Genomic DNA, 13,936 nt, shown 5'->3' on the forward strand with positions numbered 1-13,936 from the left:
GTTACGGAGAGTAAAAATGAAAGTTCGTGCTTCCGTCAAGAAATTATGTCGTAACTGCAAAATCGTTAAGCGTAACGGTGTCGTTCGTGTGATTTGCAGCGCCGAGCCGAAGCATAAACAGCGTCAAGGCTGATTATCTCGCATATTTTTCTTGCAAAGTTGGGTTGAGCTGGCTAGATTAGCCAGCCAATCTTTTGTATGTAGCTGCAACATTATTTGAGTATCCTGAAAACGGGCTTTTCAGAATGGTGTTGCCGTATAAAATAGTAGGAGTGCATAGTGGCCCGTATAGCAGGCATTAACATTCCTGATCATAAACATACCGTAATCGCCTTAACGTCGATCTTCGGAATCGGTAAAACCCGCTCACAGTCTATCTGTGCAGCTACGGGTATTGCTGAACATGTTAAGATCAGTGAGCTGTCTGAAGAGCAAATTGAACAGCTGCGTGAAGCAGTCGCCAAATTCACTGTAGAAGGTGATTTGCGTCGTGAAGTTACCCTGAGCATCAAGCGTCTGATGGATCTTGGTACATACCGTGGTTTGCGTCATCGTCGTGGTCTGCCAGTTCGCGGTCAGCGTACGAAGACCAACGCACGTACCCGTAAGGGTCCGCGTAAACCGATCAAGAAATAATCAGGGTGATTGAATAATGGCAAAGGCACCTGTTCGTACACGTAAGCGTGTAAGAAAGCAAGTCTCTGACGGCGTGGCTCATGTCCATGCTTCTTTCAACAACACCATTGTGACTATTACCGATCGTCAGGGTAACGCATTGGGTTGGGCAACTGCCGGTGGTTCTGGTTTCCGTGGTTCTCGTAAGTCAACTCCGTTTGCAGCTCAGGTTGCAGCCGAGCGTTGTGCTGACGCAGTAAAAGAATACGGTATCAAGAACCTGGAAGTTATGGTTAAGGGACCGGGTCCGGGTCGCGAATCAACTATTCGTGCACTGAACGCCGCAGGTTTCCGCATCACTAACATTACTGATGTGACTCCTATCCCTCACAACGGTTGTCGTCCGCCGAAAAAGCGTCGCGTATAACGCTGCTTTTAGGTTAGTTGGAGAAAGAAAATGGCAAGATATTTGGGTCCTAAGCTCAAGCTTAGCCGCCGTGAGGGCACAGACTTGTTCCTGAAGTCTGGCGTTCGCGCGATCGATACCAAGTGTAAAATTGAGCAACCGCCTGGTCAACACGGTGCGCGTAAACCGCGTCTGTCTGACTATGGTGTACAGTTACGTGAGAAGCAAAAAGTTCGCCGTATGTACGGTGTTCTGGAGCGTCAATTCCGTAACTATTACAAAGAAGCAGCACGCCTGAAGGGCAACACCGGTGCAAACCTGTTGCAACTGCTGGAAGGTCGTCTGGACAACGTTGTTTACCGTATGGGCTTCGGCGCTACTCGTGCAGAGTCACGTCAGTTGGTTAGCCACAAAGCAATTATGGTAAATGGTCGCGTTGTTAACATCGCTTCTTATCAGGTATCTCCGAATGACGTAGTCAGCATCCGCGAGAAAGCTAAAAAGCAATCTCGTGTTAAAGCTTCTCTGGAGCTGGCTGAGCAGCGTGAAAAGCCGACTTGGCTTGAAGTTGATGCTGCTAAGATGGAAGGCGTGTTCAAGCGTATGCCTGAACGTACCGATCTGTCTGCGGACATTAACGAACACCTGATCGTCGAGCTTTACTCCAAGTAAGGCTTAGTACCAAAGAGAGGACACAATGCAGGGTTCTGTGACAGAGTTTCTAAAACCGCGCCTGGTAGATATCGAGCAAGTCAGTTCGACGCACGCCAAGGTGACCCTTGAGCCTTTAGAGCGTGGCTTTGGCCATACTCTTGGCAACGCACTGCGCCGTATTCTGCTTTCATCTATGCCGGGTTGCGCGGTGACCGAGGTTGAGATTGATGGTGTACTGCACGAGTACAGCACCAAAGAAGGCGTACAGGAAGATATCCTGGAGATCCTGCTCAACCTGAAAGGGCTGGCGGTGAGAGTTCAAGGCAAAGATGAAGTTATTCTTACCCTGAATAAATCTGGCATTGGCCCTGTGACCGCTGCCGACATTACCCATGATGGTGATGTCGAAATCGTCAAGCCTCAGCACGTGATCTGCCACCTGACCGATGAAAACGCTGCTATCAGCATGCGTATCAAAGTTCAACGTGGTCGTGGTTATGTGCCGGCTTCTGCCCGAATTCATTCGGAAGAAGATGAGCGCCCGATCGGTCGTCTGTTGGTTGACGCATGCTATAGCCCTGTAGAGCGTATTGCCTACAATGTTGAAGCAGCGCGTGTAGAACAGCGTACTGACCTGGACAAGCTGGTAATCGAAATGGAAACCAATGGCACGATCGATCCTGAAGAGGCGATCCGCCGTGCGGCAACCATCCTGGCCGAACAACTTGAAGCCTTCGTTGACTTGCGTGATGTACGTCAACCGGAAGTTAAAGAAGAAAAACCAGAGTTCGATCCGATCCTGCTGCGCCCTGTTGACGATCTGGAATTGACTGTCCGCTCTGCTAACTGCCTTAAGGCAGAAGCTATCCACTACATCGGTGATCTGGTACAGCGTACCGAGGTTGAGTTGCTGAAAACGCCGAACCTGGGTAAAAAATCTCTTACTGAGATTAAAGACGTGCTGGCCTCCCGTGGACTTTCTCTGGGCATGCGCCTGGAAAATTGGCCACCGGCAAGCATTGCTGACGAGTAACCGGATCACAGGTTAAGGTTTTACTGAGAAGGATAAGGTCATGCGCCATCGTAAGAGTGGTCGTCAACTGAACCGTAACAGCAGCCATCGCCAGGCTATGTTCCGTAACATGGCCGGCTCTTTGGTTCGTCATGAGATCATCAAGACGACCTTGCCAAAAGCGAAAGAGCTGCGTCGCGTTGTTGAGCCGCTGATTACTCTTGCCAAGACCGACAGCGTAGCTAATCGTCGTCTGGCATTCGCCCGTACTCGTGATAACGAGATCGTGGCAAAACTGTTTAACGAGCTGGGCCCGCGTTTCGCGAGCCGTGCCGGTGGTTACACTCGCATTCTGAAGTGTGGCTTCCGCGCAGGCGACAACGCGCCGATGGCATACATCGAGCTGGTTGATCGTGCTGAGTCTCAAGCAGAAGTAGCAACTGCAGAGTAATCTGTAGACGCGTAAAAAAACCGGGCTTGCCCGGTTTTTTTACGTCCATAATCAGCCAAACGTGCGTTCTTTCCCCGTCAGGCTTAAGATCCCCCTCCCTATCCGCTATGCTAACGCTATTCATCAGTCAGTTGAGAGAGTATGTTATGTGGCTACTTGATCAGTGGGCGGAGCGCCATATTCTTGATGCGCAGGCGAAAGGTGAGTTAGATAACTTGCCCGGCCAGGGGCAGCCACTAGAGTTGGATGATGACAGTGCCGTGCCCGCTGAATTGCGGACAGGTTTTCGCCTGCTAAAAAATGCTGGCTATCTACCTGCCGAGCTCGAAGATCGTAAAGAGGCTTTGAACATTGCCCGTTTGCTACAGGGAATTGATAGCGAACATCCAGACTATGCCGAACTTGGCAAGCGAATGGCCCTGTTGGAACATCGTCTTCGTCAGGCTGGAATGAGCACAGATTTTTTACACGGTGAATATCAGAGAGCATTGAGCAGCAAATTTTCGCCGGAGGAAGAGTGATGTTTAAGATAGGGCAACTGGCAAAACTTGCCGATGTGACGCCGGATACCGTGCGTTATTACGAGAAGCAGGGAATGATGGATCATAACATTCGTACCGAAGGCGGCTATCGCTTGTACAGCGATCAAGACCTGCAGCGGTTGCGCTTTATCCGTTATGCCAAGCAGCTCGGTTTTACGCTGGAAACCATTGCTGAATTGCTGTCGATCCGTGTCGATCCTGAGCATCATACCTGCCAGGAATCGAAGTCGATCGTCGATGCGCGTCTGAGCGAAGTCGAGAACAAGCTTAAGGAATTAACGCGGATGCGTGAGTCGCTAAAGCGCCTTAGTGATGCCTGCTGCGGAAGCGCACATACCAGCAATTATTGCTCGATTCTGGAAGCGCTGGAACAGGGCGCCAGCGATGAAAAAGTGAAAAAGGGTGCCTGACAGGCTTGCCGGCCCTTTAATTTTTATACTGCTGGCAGTATTATCTTCTCGTTTTATAACCATAGACAAACAAGGTGAATTACCATGACTCAATACCGACATACTAAAGGTAAGATCCAGGACAATGCCATTGAGGCACTGTTGCATGATCCACTATTTCGCCAACGGGTAGAGAAAAATACCAAAGGGAAAGGCAGCTACCGGCGTAAAGACAAACACGCAAAAGGCGGTAATTGGGAGGCCAGTGGCAAACTATCAAATGATAATTTACCACTGGCCTTCTGGTTTTAAGGCATTAAAAAAGCCATCTGATTTAGATGGCTTTTTATTAGCACAGGATTAACTGATTTACAGTTTTGGTTGCTGCTGATGACTGAGCAAATCGCGAATTTCAGTCAGAAGCTTCTCTTCTGCAGTTGGCACAGGTGGTGCGGCTGGCGCTTCTTCCTGTTTGCGACGTACTTTGTTCATTAACTTAATTGCCAGGAAAATAGCAAAGGCAACAATAACAAAATCAAAAACGGTTTGAATGAATGAACCGTAGTTCATCACTACTGCAGGCACCGCGCCCTGAGCTTCGCGTAACACCAGGTGGAACTGTTTGAAGTCAACGCCGCCGATCAGTAAACCCAGCGGTGGCATGATGATATCTGCAACGAAAGACGATACGATCTTGCCGAATGCTGCACCGATAATCACACCGACTGCCAAATCAACCACGTTGCCACGCATGGCAAACTCACGAAACTCTTTCATCATACTCATAGAACGCACCCCTTGCAGAATTAATAACTCAAGTTTAACAAAGCAATTTCCCTTTGCCACAATAAGCAGAGAAAAGTTTTTATCTCTTCTTACCCACGGCAACGAATATCAACCTGATTATAGACCATGGGACAATTAATTCGTTCTACAGGAAGAACGGACTTGGTTGGAACAAACGTTCAACGTCAGGAACGAATTTTTTATCGGTAATAAACATAATGACGTGATCGCCCTGTTCGATTTTGCTGCTGCCGTTGGCGATAATTACGTCATCACCGCGGACAATGGCGCCAATGGTCGTGCCCGGCGGTAATTTAATATCTTCAACGATACGCCCAACTACTTTTGAGGTGCTCTCGTCACCGTGTGCAATAGCTTCAATGGCCTCTGCCACGCCGCGCCGTAGCGATGAAACACTGACGATATCTGCTTTACGTACGTGGCCCAGCAACGCTGAGATCGTGGCTTGCTGAGGGGAAATGGCAATGTCGATGACGCTGCCCTGCACCAGGTCAACGTAGGCGCGACGCTGAATTAACACCATCACCTTTTTGGCACCCATGCGTTTGGCGAGCATGGCAGACATGATGTTGGCTTCGTCATCATTGGTGATGGCGATAAAAACATCGACCTGATCAACATGTTCTTCTGCCAATAACTCCTGGTCAGAGGCATCGCCATAGAACACGATGGTGTCATGCAGCTGTTCGGCCAGCTCCGTGGCGCGTTGCTGATTACGTTCGATCAGCTTCACGTTGTAGGATTTCTCCAAGCGCTGCGCCAGGCCTGCACCAACGTTACCGCCGCCGACAATCATGATGCGTTTATAAGGTTTTTCCAGCCGTTGTAGCTCACTCATTACCGCGCGGATATGCTGTGAAGCCGCAACAAAGAACACTTCGTCTCCGGCTTCGATAATTGTAGAGCCCTGTGGGCGGATCGGCCGATCCTGACGGAATATAGCGGCAACGCGGGTATCGATATGCGGCATATGCTCACGCATAGAAGACAGGGCATTACCCACCAACGGGCCGCCGTAATAGGCTTTTACTGCAGCGATGCTGACTTTGCCTTCTGCAAAGTTCACCACCTGTAATGCTCCAGGGTATTCAATTAATTTATAGATGTAATCGATAACCAGTTGTTCAGGCGAGATCAAATGGTCAATGGGCACCGCTTCAGGTTGAAACAGTTTCTCTGATTCACGGATATATTCAGGCGCGCGGATACGGGCGATTCGGTTCGGCGTATTAAACAGCGAATAGGCAATCTGACAGGCAATCATGTTGGTTTCGTCAGAGTTAGTGACCGCAACCAGCATGTCGGCATCTTCTGCGCCTGCTTCTCGCAGTACGCGTGGATGGGAACCGTAGCCCTGAACAACCCGCAGGTCGAACTTATCCTGCAGCTGACGCAGACGGCCAGAGTCGGTATCCACGACGGTAATGTCGTTGTTTTCGCCTACCAGGTTTTCCGCCAGTGTTCCACCAACCTGACCGGCACCAAGAATAATTATTTTCATTCGCTTCTCTGCTTCACACTGAAACCGCTGAAGGTTTTCTGAAAGGGCGCAACAGCCGCGCCCTGAATACTGAATAGCTACATTTTAATCAGCTTAGCGTAAAAGAAGCCATCTCCATCCTCCGGATGGGGAAGATTCTGTCGGCCAGGCTGCTGTTCATCGCCGGTTTCAACCAGACGGGCTTCGGGATGGCGCTGGAGGAAAGCGGTAATCTGCTCCGCGTTCTCTGCCGGCAAAATTGAGCAGGTAGCGTATACCATCACACCGCCCTTTTTGAGATGTGGCCAAATGGCTTCGATAATCTCGGCCTGCAGCGTAGCCAGTTCAGCGATGTCACTATCGCGACGCAACCATTTGATATCCGGATGACGGCGGATCACACCCGTGGCAGAGCACGGTGCATCCAGCAAAATGCGATCGAATTGCTTATCACCACACCAGTCTTGCGGTGTACGTCCATCGCCTTGCTTGACCTCGGCGTGTAAACGCAGGCGTTGCAGGTTTTCTTTGACTCGACTCAGGCGTTGCTCATCGATATCGACCGCCATGACATGAGCTTTGGGCGCAGCTTCCAGAATATGCGTGGTTTTGCCGCCGGGAGCGGCACACAAATCGAGGATCTGTTCTCCGTCTTGCGGATCCAGCAGATCGACACAACCCTGAGCGGAAGCATCCTGCACGGTAACCCAGCCGTCGGCAAATCCCGGCAGGTCGGTAACGGCGCATGGCGCCAGCAGGCGTATTGCATCGCGATATTCGGTATGGGGTTCGGCTGCAATACCCGCCTGCGCCATCAGCTGCAAATAATCTTCACGGGTGTGATGAAGTCGGCTGACACGCAGCCACATCGGTGGTTTCTGATTATTGGCATCGACGATTTGTTCCCACTGCGCGGGGTAGGCTTGCTGGATACGTTTCAAAAGCCAGCTTGGATGCAGATAGCGGCTGTCATTATTGGCGGCGCGTTGCAGCAACTCTTCCTGCTGTCGTTGGAACTGGCGCAATACACCGTTGATCAGCCCTTTAAGCTGCGGCCGTTTCAGCGCGACGGCGCCTTCTACCGTTTCCGCCAGCACTGCATGGGCTGGGATGCGGGTATACAGCAGTTGGTACAGGCCGACCATCAGCAGATAGTGCAGCGTGCGCTGTTTGCCGGTCATTGGCTTGGCCATCAATTGCTGAATACACCATTCCACCTGTGGCAGCACGCGCAGGGTGCCGAAGCATAACTCCTGCAGCAGAGCGCGGTCTTTGTCAGAAATGGATTTTTGCAGTGGCGGCAAGACAGTACTGAGAGATTGGCCCTGATCCAGCACCTGGCCGATGGCTTTGGCTGCGATGCTTCGGAGATTGTAGTTGTTTTTCATAGGCTAAAGCGGGTAGCGATCGGCATTAAGAAAGAAACAGCCCGGCGATTATCGGCCGGGCAGTGAGGGCGGCTTATAACCGGTTACCCGGTGTAAACCATTCACGACGTGAGTTCAGCAGATCCTGTGCCGACATGGGTTTTTTGCCCGCTGGCTGCAACTGAGTCAGGTTAAGGATACCCTCGGCGGTAGCAACCTGAATGCCGTGTTTGTCGGCATGAACGATGGTGCCGGGTTCCGCATTGGCGTTTTGTTCCAACACCGTGGCTTGCCACACTTTTACCGGCTGATCGTCAATGGTGAAATAGCTGACTGGCCACGGGTTAAAGGCGCGGATGCAGCGTTCTAGCTGCACGGCTGACAAGCTCCAGTCGAGGCGAGCTTCTTCTTTGCTCAGCTTCTCGGCGTAGGTGACCAGCGACTCATCCTGCACTTCACGTTTGGCAGAACCTTCAGCCATTTGCTGCAGCGTGGTCAACATGCCCTGCGGGCCGAGCTGCGCCAGTTTGTCATACAGACTGGCACTGGTGTCATCGGCTTCAATCGGGCAGGCGATTTTGTACATCATATCGCCGGTGTCAAGACCTACGTCCATTTGCATGATGGTGACGCCAGTTTCGTTATCGCCGGCCCAGAGTGAACGCTGGATCGGCGCGGCGCCACGCCAGCGTGGCAGCAGGGAACCGTGGACGTTGATGCAGCCAAGTCGCGGCATATCCAGCACCGCTTTCGGCAAGATCAGCCCATAAGCCACGACGACCATCACATCGGCGTTGAGATCGGCCACCAGGTGCTGGTTTTCTTCCGGGCGCAGTGATTTTGGCTGAAATACCGGTAATTGATGCTGCTCGGCCAAAACCTTGACCGGGCTTGGCGTCAGCTTGTTACCGCGGCCGGCAGGGCGGTCAGGCTGGGTGAAAACCCCGACAATCTGGTGCCCAGATGACAACAGCGCGTCAAGGTGACGCGCTGCGAAGTCTGGAGTTCCGGCGAAAATAATCCGTAAAGAGTCAGACACGTTGATTTCCTGATCGGTTAGGCGCGCGCGTTAAACTTGGCCAGTTTTTCCAGTTTCTGGCGGATACGCTGGCGCTTGAGTGGCGACAGGTAATCGACGAACAGTTTGCCAACCAGGTGATCCATCTCGTGCTGAATACAGATGGCCAGCAGATCGTCGGCTTCTAGCTCAAAAGGCTTGCCGTCGCGATCCAGCGCTCTGATTTTCACGTTAGCGGCGCGCGGAACTAAAGCACGCTGCTCAGGAATGGAAAGGCAACCTTCCTCGATCCCGGTTTCGCCGCTTTTTTCCAGCAGCTCCGGGTTGATCAGCACCAGGCGCTGATCGCGGTTTTCAGAAACGTCAATGACGATAATGCGCTGATGGATATCCACCTGTGTCGCAGCCAGGCCAATGCCTTCCTCTGCGTACATGGTTTCAAACATATCATCCACGATGCGCTGGATATTCGCATTGACTTCTTTTACCGGGGCCGCAACTTTGCGCAGCCGGTCGTCTGGGTAATGTAATACCTGCAATACTGACATATATCTTGAGATCTGTATCCGAGTGATAAACGAGGTTTAGCTTCTATTCTAGACATTTCCCGGCCTGATTGACAGCATTGCGCACCAATTGCTCGAATTGGTAATACCACCATTTTTTGCGAGGGAACAGGCGATGCAGGCACAGGAAATCGGCTTACGGATGCGCGGAGTCACTGGGCTTGGCACAGCGCAGGCCAGCCAGATAATACGGCAGTTGGTCTGGGCCGGTGGAGAACCTTCCCGCTTGCTGCATGACCTGGGGCTGAATGCCCGACAGCAGGCGCAGTTTCGCCAGGTGGATCCGCGTTATCTGGCTGCCACGCTTGCCTGGCTGGAACAGCCCGACCATTTTCTGTGGATCTACGGTGAGTGCGGCTATCCAGAGCGGTTGCTTCATATCGACGATGCCCCCTTGCTGCTGCTGGTCAAAGGCAATCCGGAAGCGGTGCAGCAGCCGCAAATCGCTATGGTCGGCAGCCGCCAGTTTAGCCACTATGGTGAGCACTGGGGCAATTACTTTACCACCGGTCTGGTTCACTGTGGGTTTACCATCACCAGCGGGTTGGCTCTTGGCATTGATAGCGTCTGCCATCGCGCAGCACTTGCGGCGGGAGGACAGACGGTGGCCGTTCTGGGCAGTGGGCTGGCCAATATCTATCCGCGCCGACATCGCCGTCTGGCCGAAGAGATCGCTGATAGTGGCGGGGCTTTGCTCTCAGAATATTTGGTCACCGATTTGCCGATGCCGGACCATTTTCCACGCCGTAACCGCATCATCAGTGGGTTAAGTCTGGGCGTGGTGGTAGTTGAAGCTTCTCTGCGCAGCGGAACGCTGATTACTGCCCGCTGTGCGCTTGATCAGGGGCGTGAGGTTTTCGCTTTACCCGGTGCGCTGGGTAACCCAATGAGTGAGGGAACACACTGGCTGATCCAACAGGGTGCTTACCTGGTAACCGGGCCGAAAGAGATCGCGGAACAGCTGGGAAGCGGCTTGCATTGGCTGTCGTTGAACGAAAATACAACTATTTGTGCGTCAGAAGCCGAAGTTGAATTGCCATTTGCCGATGTGTTGGCTAACGTAGGAGATGAGGTGACACCTGTTGACGTCGTCGCTGAACGTGCCGGCCAACCTGTGCCAGAGGTAGTAATCAAATTACTCGATCTGGAGTTAGCAGGGTGGATCGCAGCTGTACCCGGCGGCTATGTCCGAATAAGGAGGGCAGGCCATGTTCGACGTACTGATGTACTTGTTTGAAACTTATATCCACAATGAACCAGAGATGCGCGTCGATCAGGATCAACTGACTGATGATCTCGCTCAGGCGGGGTTTGATCGGGATGATATCTACAACGCGTTGAATTGGCTTGAAAAACTCGCTGACCTGCAGGAAGGCGAAAATGCGCCGTATTTTATGGATGCCGATCCGCTGGCCATGCGGATTTACACCGAAGAAGAAGGCGTGCGTTTGGATGCCAGTTGCCGTGGTTTCCTCCTGTTCCTGGAGCAGATTCAGGTATTGAACCTCGAAACCCGTGAAATGGTTATCGATCGTGTTATGGCTTTGGATAATACGGAATTCGATCTCGAAGATCTGAAATGGGTAGTGCTGATGGTGCTGTTTAATATCCCTGGGTATGAAAGCGCCTATCAGCAAATGGAAGAACTGTTGTTTGAAGTAAACGAAGGTTATCTGCACTGAGCCGATAACATCTATAGAAGAAGTTATGACAAAAGCCGCGATTTTTGCCGCCAGGCAAAATGAACCCTGTCCGGAATGTGGGGCCGAATTGGTGATCCGCAGTGGTCGCCACGGCCCTTTTCTCGGCTGTTCCCGTTACCCTGAGTGCCAACATATTCGACCGCTAAAAGCGCAGGCCGATGGGCACATCGTCAAGATGTTGGACGGGCAGGAATGCCCCAAATGCCAGGCGACGCTGGCATTGCGCCAGGGCCGTTATGGTATGTTTATCGGTTGCAGCAACTATCCGGAGTGCGATCACACCGAAGTCATCGATAAACCGGACGAAACCAGCATCAGCTGCCCGCAGTGTGGTCAGGGCAAACTGCTGCAGCGTAAATCACGCTATGGTAAGGTTTTCCACGCCTGCGATCGCTACCCTGAATGTCAGTTTGTCCTCAATTTTAAACCCGTCGCCGGTGAGTGCGAGTACTGCCACTACCCGCTGCTGATGGAAAAGCGTTCGGCAAAAGGCCCAGTCCTTTGCTGTGCCAGTAAGCTTTGCGGAAAACCCGTAGCAACCACAGAATAATGACGCCATGAACTCAGACACCACTCCTCTCTTTACACCCATTATTGACGCGCTGCATCTTCAGCAGGTTATCGCTTATCCTACAGAAGCCGTATTTGGCTTAGGGTGCGATCCTGACAGTGAGCAAGCGGTAAATGCATTGCTGGCCCTCAAACAGCGGCCTTGGGAAAAGGGGCTGATCCTGATCGCTGCCGATTATGCGCAGTTAGCACCTTATATAGATGATAGTGCACTCAGCGAGCGGCAGCGGGCTGCCATTTTTGCCAGTTGGCCCGGTCCGGTCACCTGGGTGATACCTGCTCGTCCGGAAACGTCGCGCTTGTTGACCGGCCGTTTCAACTCTCTGGCTGTACGTGTCAGCGATCATCCACTGGTTCAACAGCTTTGCCGAGGATTCGGGAAACCGCTGGTCTCGACCAGCGCCAACCTCAGCGGGCAAGAGCCTTGCCGTAGCGCCGAGGAAGTGCAGAAGCAGTTTGGCGTCGCTTTCCCGGTGTTAGCCGGCAGCGTTGGTGGCCGCCTTAATCCTTCAGAAATCAGAGATGCCCTGACCGGCGAACAGATCCGTCAAGGCTAGAGGTAATGTGAATGGAGAAGTTTGCGGTATTCGGTAACCCTATCAGCCACAGTAAATCACCGCGCATTCATGCGTTGTTTGCCGCTCAAACTGGCATAGAACATCCCTATGGTACGGTCTTGGCACCGCTGGACGGTTTCGAAAAGGCGCTGCAAGCGTTCATTCAGGCTGGTGGTCAGGGGGCGAACGTCACGGTACCTTTTAAAGAGCATGCCTACGAGGCTGCGTCTGAATTGAGCGAGCGTGCCTCGTTGGCCGGAGCGGTCAATACGCTCAAGGTGCTGCCGGACGGTGGGTTGCTGGGTGACAATACGGACGGGATCGGCCTGCTGACCGATCTGGAACGCCAAGGGCTGATCAAACCAAAGGATCGCATTTTGCTGGTGGGGGCGGGGGGCGCAGCACGGGGCGTGATCTTGCCGCTGTTGTCTTTTGGTTGTGAGATGACGATCACCAACCGCACTTTCAGTCGTGCGCAAATGCTGGCAGAAAGTTTTCAGCATCTCGGTGAAATCACCGCCTTGCCTCTGGATCAACTCGATCAACAACAGTTTGATTTAGTGATCAACGCTACGGCGTCCGGGATCAGCGGCGAGATCCCGGCATTGCCGGTTGGCACTATCACTGGCAACACGCGCTGTTATGACATGTTTTATCAGCAGGGGTTAACGCCGTTTCTGACCTGGGCACAGCAACAGGGTGCTACAGAATATGCTGACGGATTAGGGATGCTGGTGGGGCAGGCCGCGCATGCGTTCCTGCTGTGGCACGGCGTGATGCCGGAGATAGAACCAGTACTGCGCCAACTGCGCCACGAGTTGGCGGCATAACCTTGTGCCCGTTCTCTTGCCAGGGAACGGGCGCTTGTCAGATGTCTTCAGACAAATATTCGTCTTTCCAACGTACATAGTTAGTAGAAGAGTAGAGTAGCCCTTCCAACTCAGCTGCAGTCAATGGCCTAATCTGACGTGCCGGACTTCCCATATAAAGATAACCGCTCGCCAGACGTTTACCCGGAGCCACCAGGCTGCCGGCGCCAATCATCACATCATCTTCTATTACTGCACCATCCAGCAGGATCGATCCCATCCCTACCAATACCCGGTTGCCTATGGCGCAGCCGTGCAGCATGGCTTTGTGGCCTACGGTCACGTCTTCCCCGATCAACAGCGGGTAACCTTCTGGGTTATGTTCGGACTTATGAGTCACGTGCAGCACGCTGCCATCCTGAATATTACTGCGCGGACCGATCTTTACCGCGTTGACATCGCCGCGGATGGCAACCAGCGGCCAGATACTGACGTCATCGGCCAGCTCAACGTTGCCGATCACCACGCTGGAAGGGTCGATCATTACGCGTTGACCCAGTTTTGGAGAGTAATGAAGATAAGAACGCACTGCATCGGACATGGTAATAGCCTCACGTCGGGATCATATTTACCGGCAATACTAGACGTTGGCGGTGGAATTACAACCAACTGAAGCTACGGATCCTAAGGAAAATGGCGCTGATCGCGCAAGATCCGCCCGAAAGGGCTGAAAAGTGCGCAAACGAAAAGAAAAGATCAAAAAAGGGGTTGTGCAAAAAACTCGGATCCCTATAATGCGCCTCCATCGACACGGAACATGTGAACAACTTCACAGAGTCTCCGGGGTTCGAAGAGAAAAAATCCTGAAATTTAGGGGTTGACTCTGAAAGAGGAAAGCGTATTATACGCCACCTCGAGATAGCAAGCTACGGCGGCTAACTCACTGCTCTTTAACAATTTATCAGACAATCTGTGTGGGCACTCCACAAG

The 13,936-nt window shown here is 52.3% G+C and carries 20 protein-coding genes; 14 read left to right on the plus strand and 6 right to left on the minus strand.

The genetic code is table 11. From position 1 onward, the window contains the following. The first annotated feature begins 16 nt into the window (after positions 1–16). The 9 genes from rpmJ to NR114_RS23990 all read left to right on the plus strand — a co-directional run bounded on the left by rpmJ (position 17) and on the right by NR114_RS23990 (position 4,381). Positions 17–133: a 50S ribosomal protein L36 gene (gene rpmJ, locus NR114_RS23950; protein ID WP_002227352.1), complete on the plus strand. Its 117-nt coding sequence runs from the start codon at positions 17–19 to the stop codon at positions 131–133. A gap of 146 nt (positions 134–279) precedes the next feature. Then, on the plus strand, positions 280–636 hold the full coding sequence (gene rpsM / locus NR114_RS23955; protein ID WP_020837231.1) for a 30S ribosomal protein S13: 357 nt from the start codon (positions 280–282) through the stop codon (positions 634–636). A gap of 16 nt (positions 637–652) precedes the next feature. Further along, positions 653–1,042 carry a 30S ribosomal protein S11 gene (rpsK, locus tag NR114_RS23960; RefSeq protein ID WP_004951128.1) on the plus strand — a complete coding sequence of 130 codons (390 nt, stop codon included), beginning with the start codon at positions 653–655 and terminating at the stop codon, positions 1,040–1,042. Positions 1,043–1,072: 30 nt separating this feature from the next. Beyond that, on the plus strand, positions 1,073–1,693 hold the full coding sequence (gene rpsD / locus NR114_RS23965; protein ID WP_004951125.1) for a 30S ribosomal protein S4: 621 nt from the start codon (positions 1,073–1,075) through the stop codon (positions 1,691–1,693). 25 nt (positions 1,694–1,718) lie between these two features. Next, positions 1,719–2,708 carry a DNA-directed RNA polymerase subunit alpha gene (locus NR114_RS23970; RefSeq protein ID WP_002919219.1) on the plus strand — a complete coding sequence of 330 codons (990 nt, stop codon included), beginning with the start codon at positions 1,719–1,721 and terminating at the stop codon, positions 2,706–2,708. 40 nt (positions 2,709–2,748) lie between these two features. Continuing rightward, positions 2,749–3,138: a 50S ribosomal protein L17 gene (gene rplQ, locus NR114_RS23975; protein WP_004929726.1), complete on the plus strand. Its 390-nt coding sequence runs from the start codon at positions 2,749–2,751 to the stop codon at positions 3,136–3,138. A 146-nt stretch (positions 3,139–3,284) separates the two neighbouring features. Further along, a complete protein-coding gene (locus NR114_RS23980; protein WP_041415730.1) occupies positions 3,285–3,659 on the plus strand; it encodes a DUF1992 domain-containing protein in 375 nt (124 codons plus the stop codon). Beyond that, entirely contained in the window at positions 3,659–4,090 is a 432-nt protein-coding gene (zntR, locus tag NR114_RS23985) for a Zn(2+)-responsive transcriptional regulator (protein ID WP_020837229.1), read from the plus strand. The genes NR114_RS23980 and zntR overlap by 1 nt, the downstream gene beginning before the upstream one ends. 84 nt (positions 4,091–4,174) lie before the next feature. Beyond that, positions 4,175–4,381, plus strand: a complete 207-nt coding sequence (locus NR114_RS23990; protein ID WP_020837228.1) for an alternative ribosome-rescue factor A — start codon at positions 4,175–4,177, stop codon at positions 4,379–4,381. Between the two features lie 57 nt (positions 4,382–4,438). Here the strand turns inward: NR114_RS23990 and mscL are convergent, their stop codons facing one another. The 5 genes from mscL to def form a co-directional block, all read right to left on the minus strand. Next, positions 4,439–4,855, minus strand: a complete 417-nt coding sequence (gene mscL, locus NR114_RS23995; RefSeq protein WP_020837227.1) for a large-conductance mechanosensitive channel protein MscL — start codon at positions 4,853–4,855, stop codon at positions 4,439–4,441. A 145-nt stretch (positions 4,856–5,000) separates the two neighbouring features. Beyond that, a complete protein-coding gene (trkA, locus tag NR114_RS24000; protein ID WP_020837226.1) occupies positions 5,001–6,377 on the minus strand; it encodes a Trk system potassium transporter TrkA in 1,377 nt (458 codons plus the stop codon). Between the two features lie 77 nt (positions 6,378–6,454). Further along, the gene (rsmB, locus tag NR114_RS24005; RefSeq protein ID WP_149574117.1) at positions 6,455–7,744 is read right to left on the minus strand and encodes a 16S rRNA (cytosine(967)-C(5))-methyltransferase RsmB; all 1,290 of its coding nucleotides are present in this window, start codon (positions 7,742–7,744) and stop codon (positions 6,455–6,457) included. A gap of 73 nt (positions 7,745–7,817) precedes the next feature. Then, positions 7,818–8,762, minus strand: coding sequence for a methionyl-tRNA formyltransferase (fmt, locus tag NR114_RS24010; RefSeq protein ID WP_048761140.1), 945 nt, complete (start codon positions 8,760–8,762; stop codon positions 7,818–7,820). 17 nt (positions 8,763–8,779) lie between these two features. After that, entirely contained in the window at positions 8,780–9,289 is a 510-nt protein-coding gene (gene def / locus NR114_RS24015; protein ID WP_020837223.1) for a peptide deformylase, read from the minus strand. 133 nt (positions 9,290–9,422) lie between these two features. On the opposite strand from def, the gene dprA reads away from it, so the two are divergent. Genes dprA through aroE form a run of 5 tightly spaced genes read left to right on the plus strand, consistent with a single transcriptional unit; the run spans position 9,423 to position 12,967 of the window. Then, complete coding sequence (gene dprA / locus NR114_RS24020; protein WP_129941919.1) at positions 9,423–10,544, plus strand: DNA-protecting protein DprA; 1,122 nt, start codon at positions 9,423–9,425, stop codon at positions 10,542–10,544. Beyond that, positions 10,516–10,989 (plus strand): DUF494 family protein Smg, encoded by a 474-nt coding sequence (smg, locus tag NR114_RS24025; protein ID WP_046372501.1) that lies wholly within the window; start codon positions 10,516–10,518, stop codon positions 10,987–10,989. The genes dprA and smg overlap by 29 nt, the downstream gene beginning before the upstream one ends. Positions 10,990–11,014: 25 nt before the next feature. Beyond that, complete coding sequence (locus NR114_RS24030; RefSeq protein ID WP_020837220.1) at positions 11,015–11,560, plus strand: type I DNA topoisomerase; 546 nt, start codon at positions 11,015–11,017, stop codon at positions 11,558–11,560. A gap of 7 nt (positions 11,561–11,567) precedes the next feature. Continuing rightward, the gene (gene tsaC / locus NR114_RS24035) at positions 11,568–12,137 is read left to right on the plus strand and encodes an L-threonylcarbamoyladenylate synthase type 1 TsaC (RefSeq protein ID WP_234530914.1); all 570 of its coding nucleotides are present in this window, start codon (positions 11,568–11,570) and stop codon (positions 12,135–12,137) included. 11 nt (positions 12,138–12,148) lie between these two features. Continuing rightward, entirely contained in the window at positions 12,149–12,967 is an 819-nt protein-coding gene (gene aroE / locus NR114_RS24040; RefSeq protein WP_256814528.1) for a shikimate dehydrogenase, read from the plus strand. 37 nt (positions 12,968–13,004) lie between these two features. Here aroE and NR114_RS24045 read toward each other — a convergent pair whose 3' ends face one another. Further along, the gene (locus NR114_RS24045) at positions 13,005–13,547 is read right to left on the minus strand and encodes a gamma carbonic anhydrase family protein (RefSeq protein ID WP_020837217.1); all 543 of its coding nucleotides are present in this window, start codon (positions 13,545–13,547) and stop codon (positions 13,005–13,007) included. Positions 13,548–13,936 lie beyond the last annotated feature (389 nt).

Origin of the sequence: Serratia sp. Ser99 (genome assembly GCF_024519545.1) — a bacterium.
Lineage (GTDB): Bacteria > Pseudomonadota > Gammaproteobacteria > Enterobacterales > Enterobacteriaceae > Serratia > Serratia liquefaciens.

What these genes read in the sequence shown, in the direction of transcription:
- rpsK (WP_004951128.1), top strand. Translation starts at nt 653, where the DNA reads ATGGCAAAGGCACCTGTTCGTACACGTAAGCGTGTAAGAAAGCAAGTC.
- smg (WP_046372501.1), top strand. Translation starts at nt 10,516, where the DNA reads ATGTTCGACGTACTGATGTACTTGTTTGAAACTTATATCCACAATGAA.
- mscL (WP_020837227.1), bottom strand. Translation starts at nt 4,855, where the DNA reads ATGAGTATGATGAAAGAGTTTCGTGAGTTTGCCATGCGTGGCAACGTG.
- NR114_RS23970 (WP_002919219.1), top strand. Translation starts at nt 1,719, where the DNA reads ATGCAGGGTTCTGTGACAGAGTTTCTAAAACCGCGCCTGGTAGATATC.
- rpmJ (WP_002227352.1), top strand. Translation starts at nt 17, where the DNA reads ATGAAAGTTCGTGCTTCCGTCAAGAAATTATGTCGTAACTGCAAAATC.
- def (WP_020837223.1), bottom strand. Translation starts at nt 9,289, where the DNA reads ATGTCAGTATTGCAGGTATTACATTACCCAGACGACCGGCTGCGCAAA.
- dprA (WP_129941919.1), top strand. Translation starts at nt 9,423, where the DNA reads ATGCAGGCACAGGAAATCGGCTTACGGATGCGCGGAGTCACTGGGCTT.
- rsmB (WP_149574117.1), bottom strand. Translation starts at nt 7,744, where the DNA reads ATGAAAAACAACTACAATCTCCGAAGCATCGCAGCCAAAGCCATCGGC.
- NR114_RS23990 (WP_020837228.1), top strand. Translation starts at nt 4,175, where the DNA reads ATGACTCAATACCGACATACTAAAGGTAAGATCCAGGACAATGCCATT.
- NR114_RS24045 (WP_020837217.1), bottom strand. Translation starts at nt 13,547, where the DNA reads ATGTCCGATGCAGTGCGTTCTTATCTTCATTACTCTCCAAAACTGGGT.
- rplQ (WP_004929726.1), top strand. Translation starts at nt 2,749, where the DNA reads ATGCGCCATCGTAAGAGTGGTCGTCAACTGAACCGTAACAGCAGCCAT.
- zntR (WP_020837229.1), top strand. Translation starts at nt 3,659, where the DNA reads ATGTTTAAGATAGGGCAACTGGCAAAACTTGCCGATGTGACGCCGGAT.
- tsaC (WP_234530914.1), top strand. Translation starts at nt 11,568, where the DNA reads ATGAACTCAGACACCACTCCTCTCTTTACACCCATTATTGACGCGCTG.
- aroE (WP_256814528.1), top strand. Translation starts at nt 12,149, where the DNA reads ATGGAGAAGTTTGCGGTATTCGGTAACCCTATCAGCCACAGTAAATCA.
- NR114_RS24030 (WP_020837220.1), top strand. Translation starts at nt 11,015, where the DNA reads ATGACAAAAGCCGCGATTTTTGCCGCCAGGCAAAATGAACCCTGTCCG.
- NR114_RS23980 (WP_041415730.1), top strand. Translation starts at nt 3,285, where the DNA reads ATGTGGCTACTTGATCAGTGGGCGGAGCGCCATATTCTTGATGCGCAG.
- trkA (WP_020837226.1), bottom strand. Translation starts at nt 6,377, where the DNA reads ATGAAAATAATTATTCTTGGTGCCGGTCAGGTTGGTGGAACACTGGCG.
- rpsD (WP_004951125.1), top strand. Translation starts at nt 1,073, where the DNA reads ATGGCAAGATATTTGGGTCCTAAGCTCAAGCTTAGCCGCCGTGAGGGC.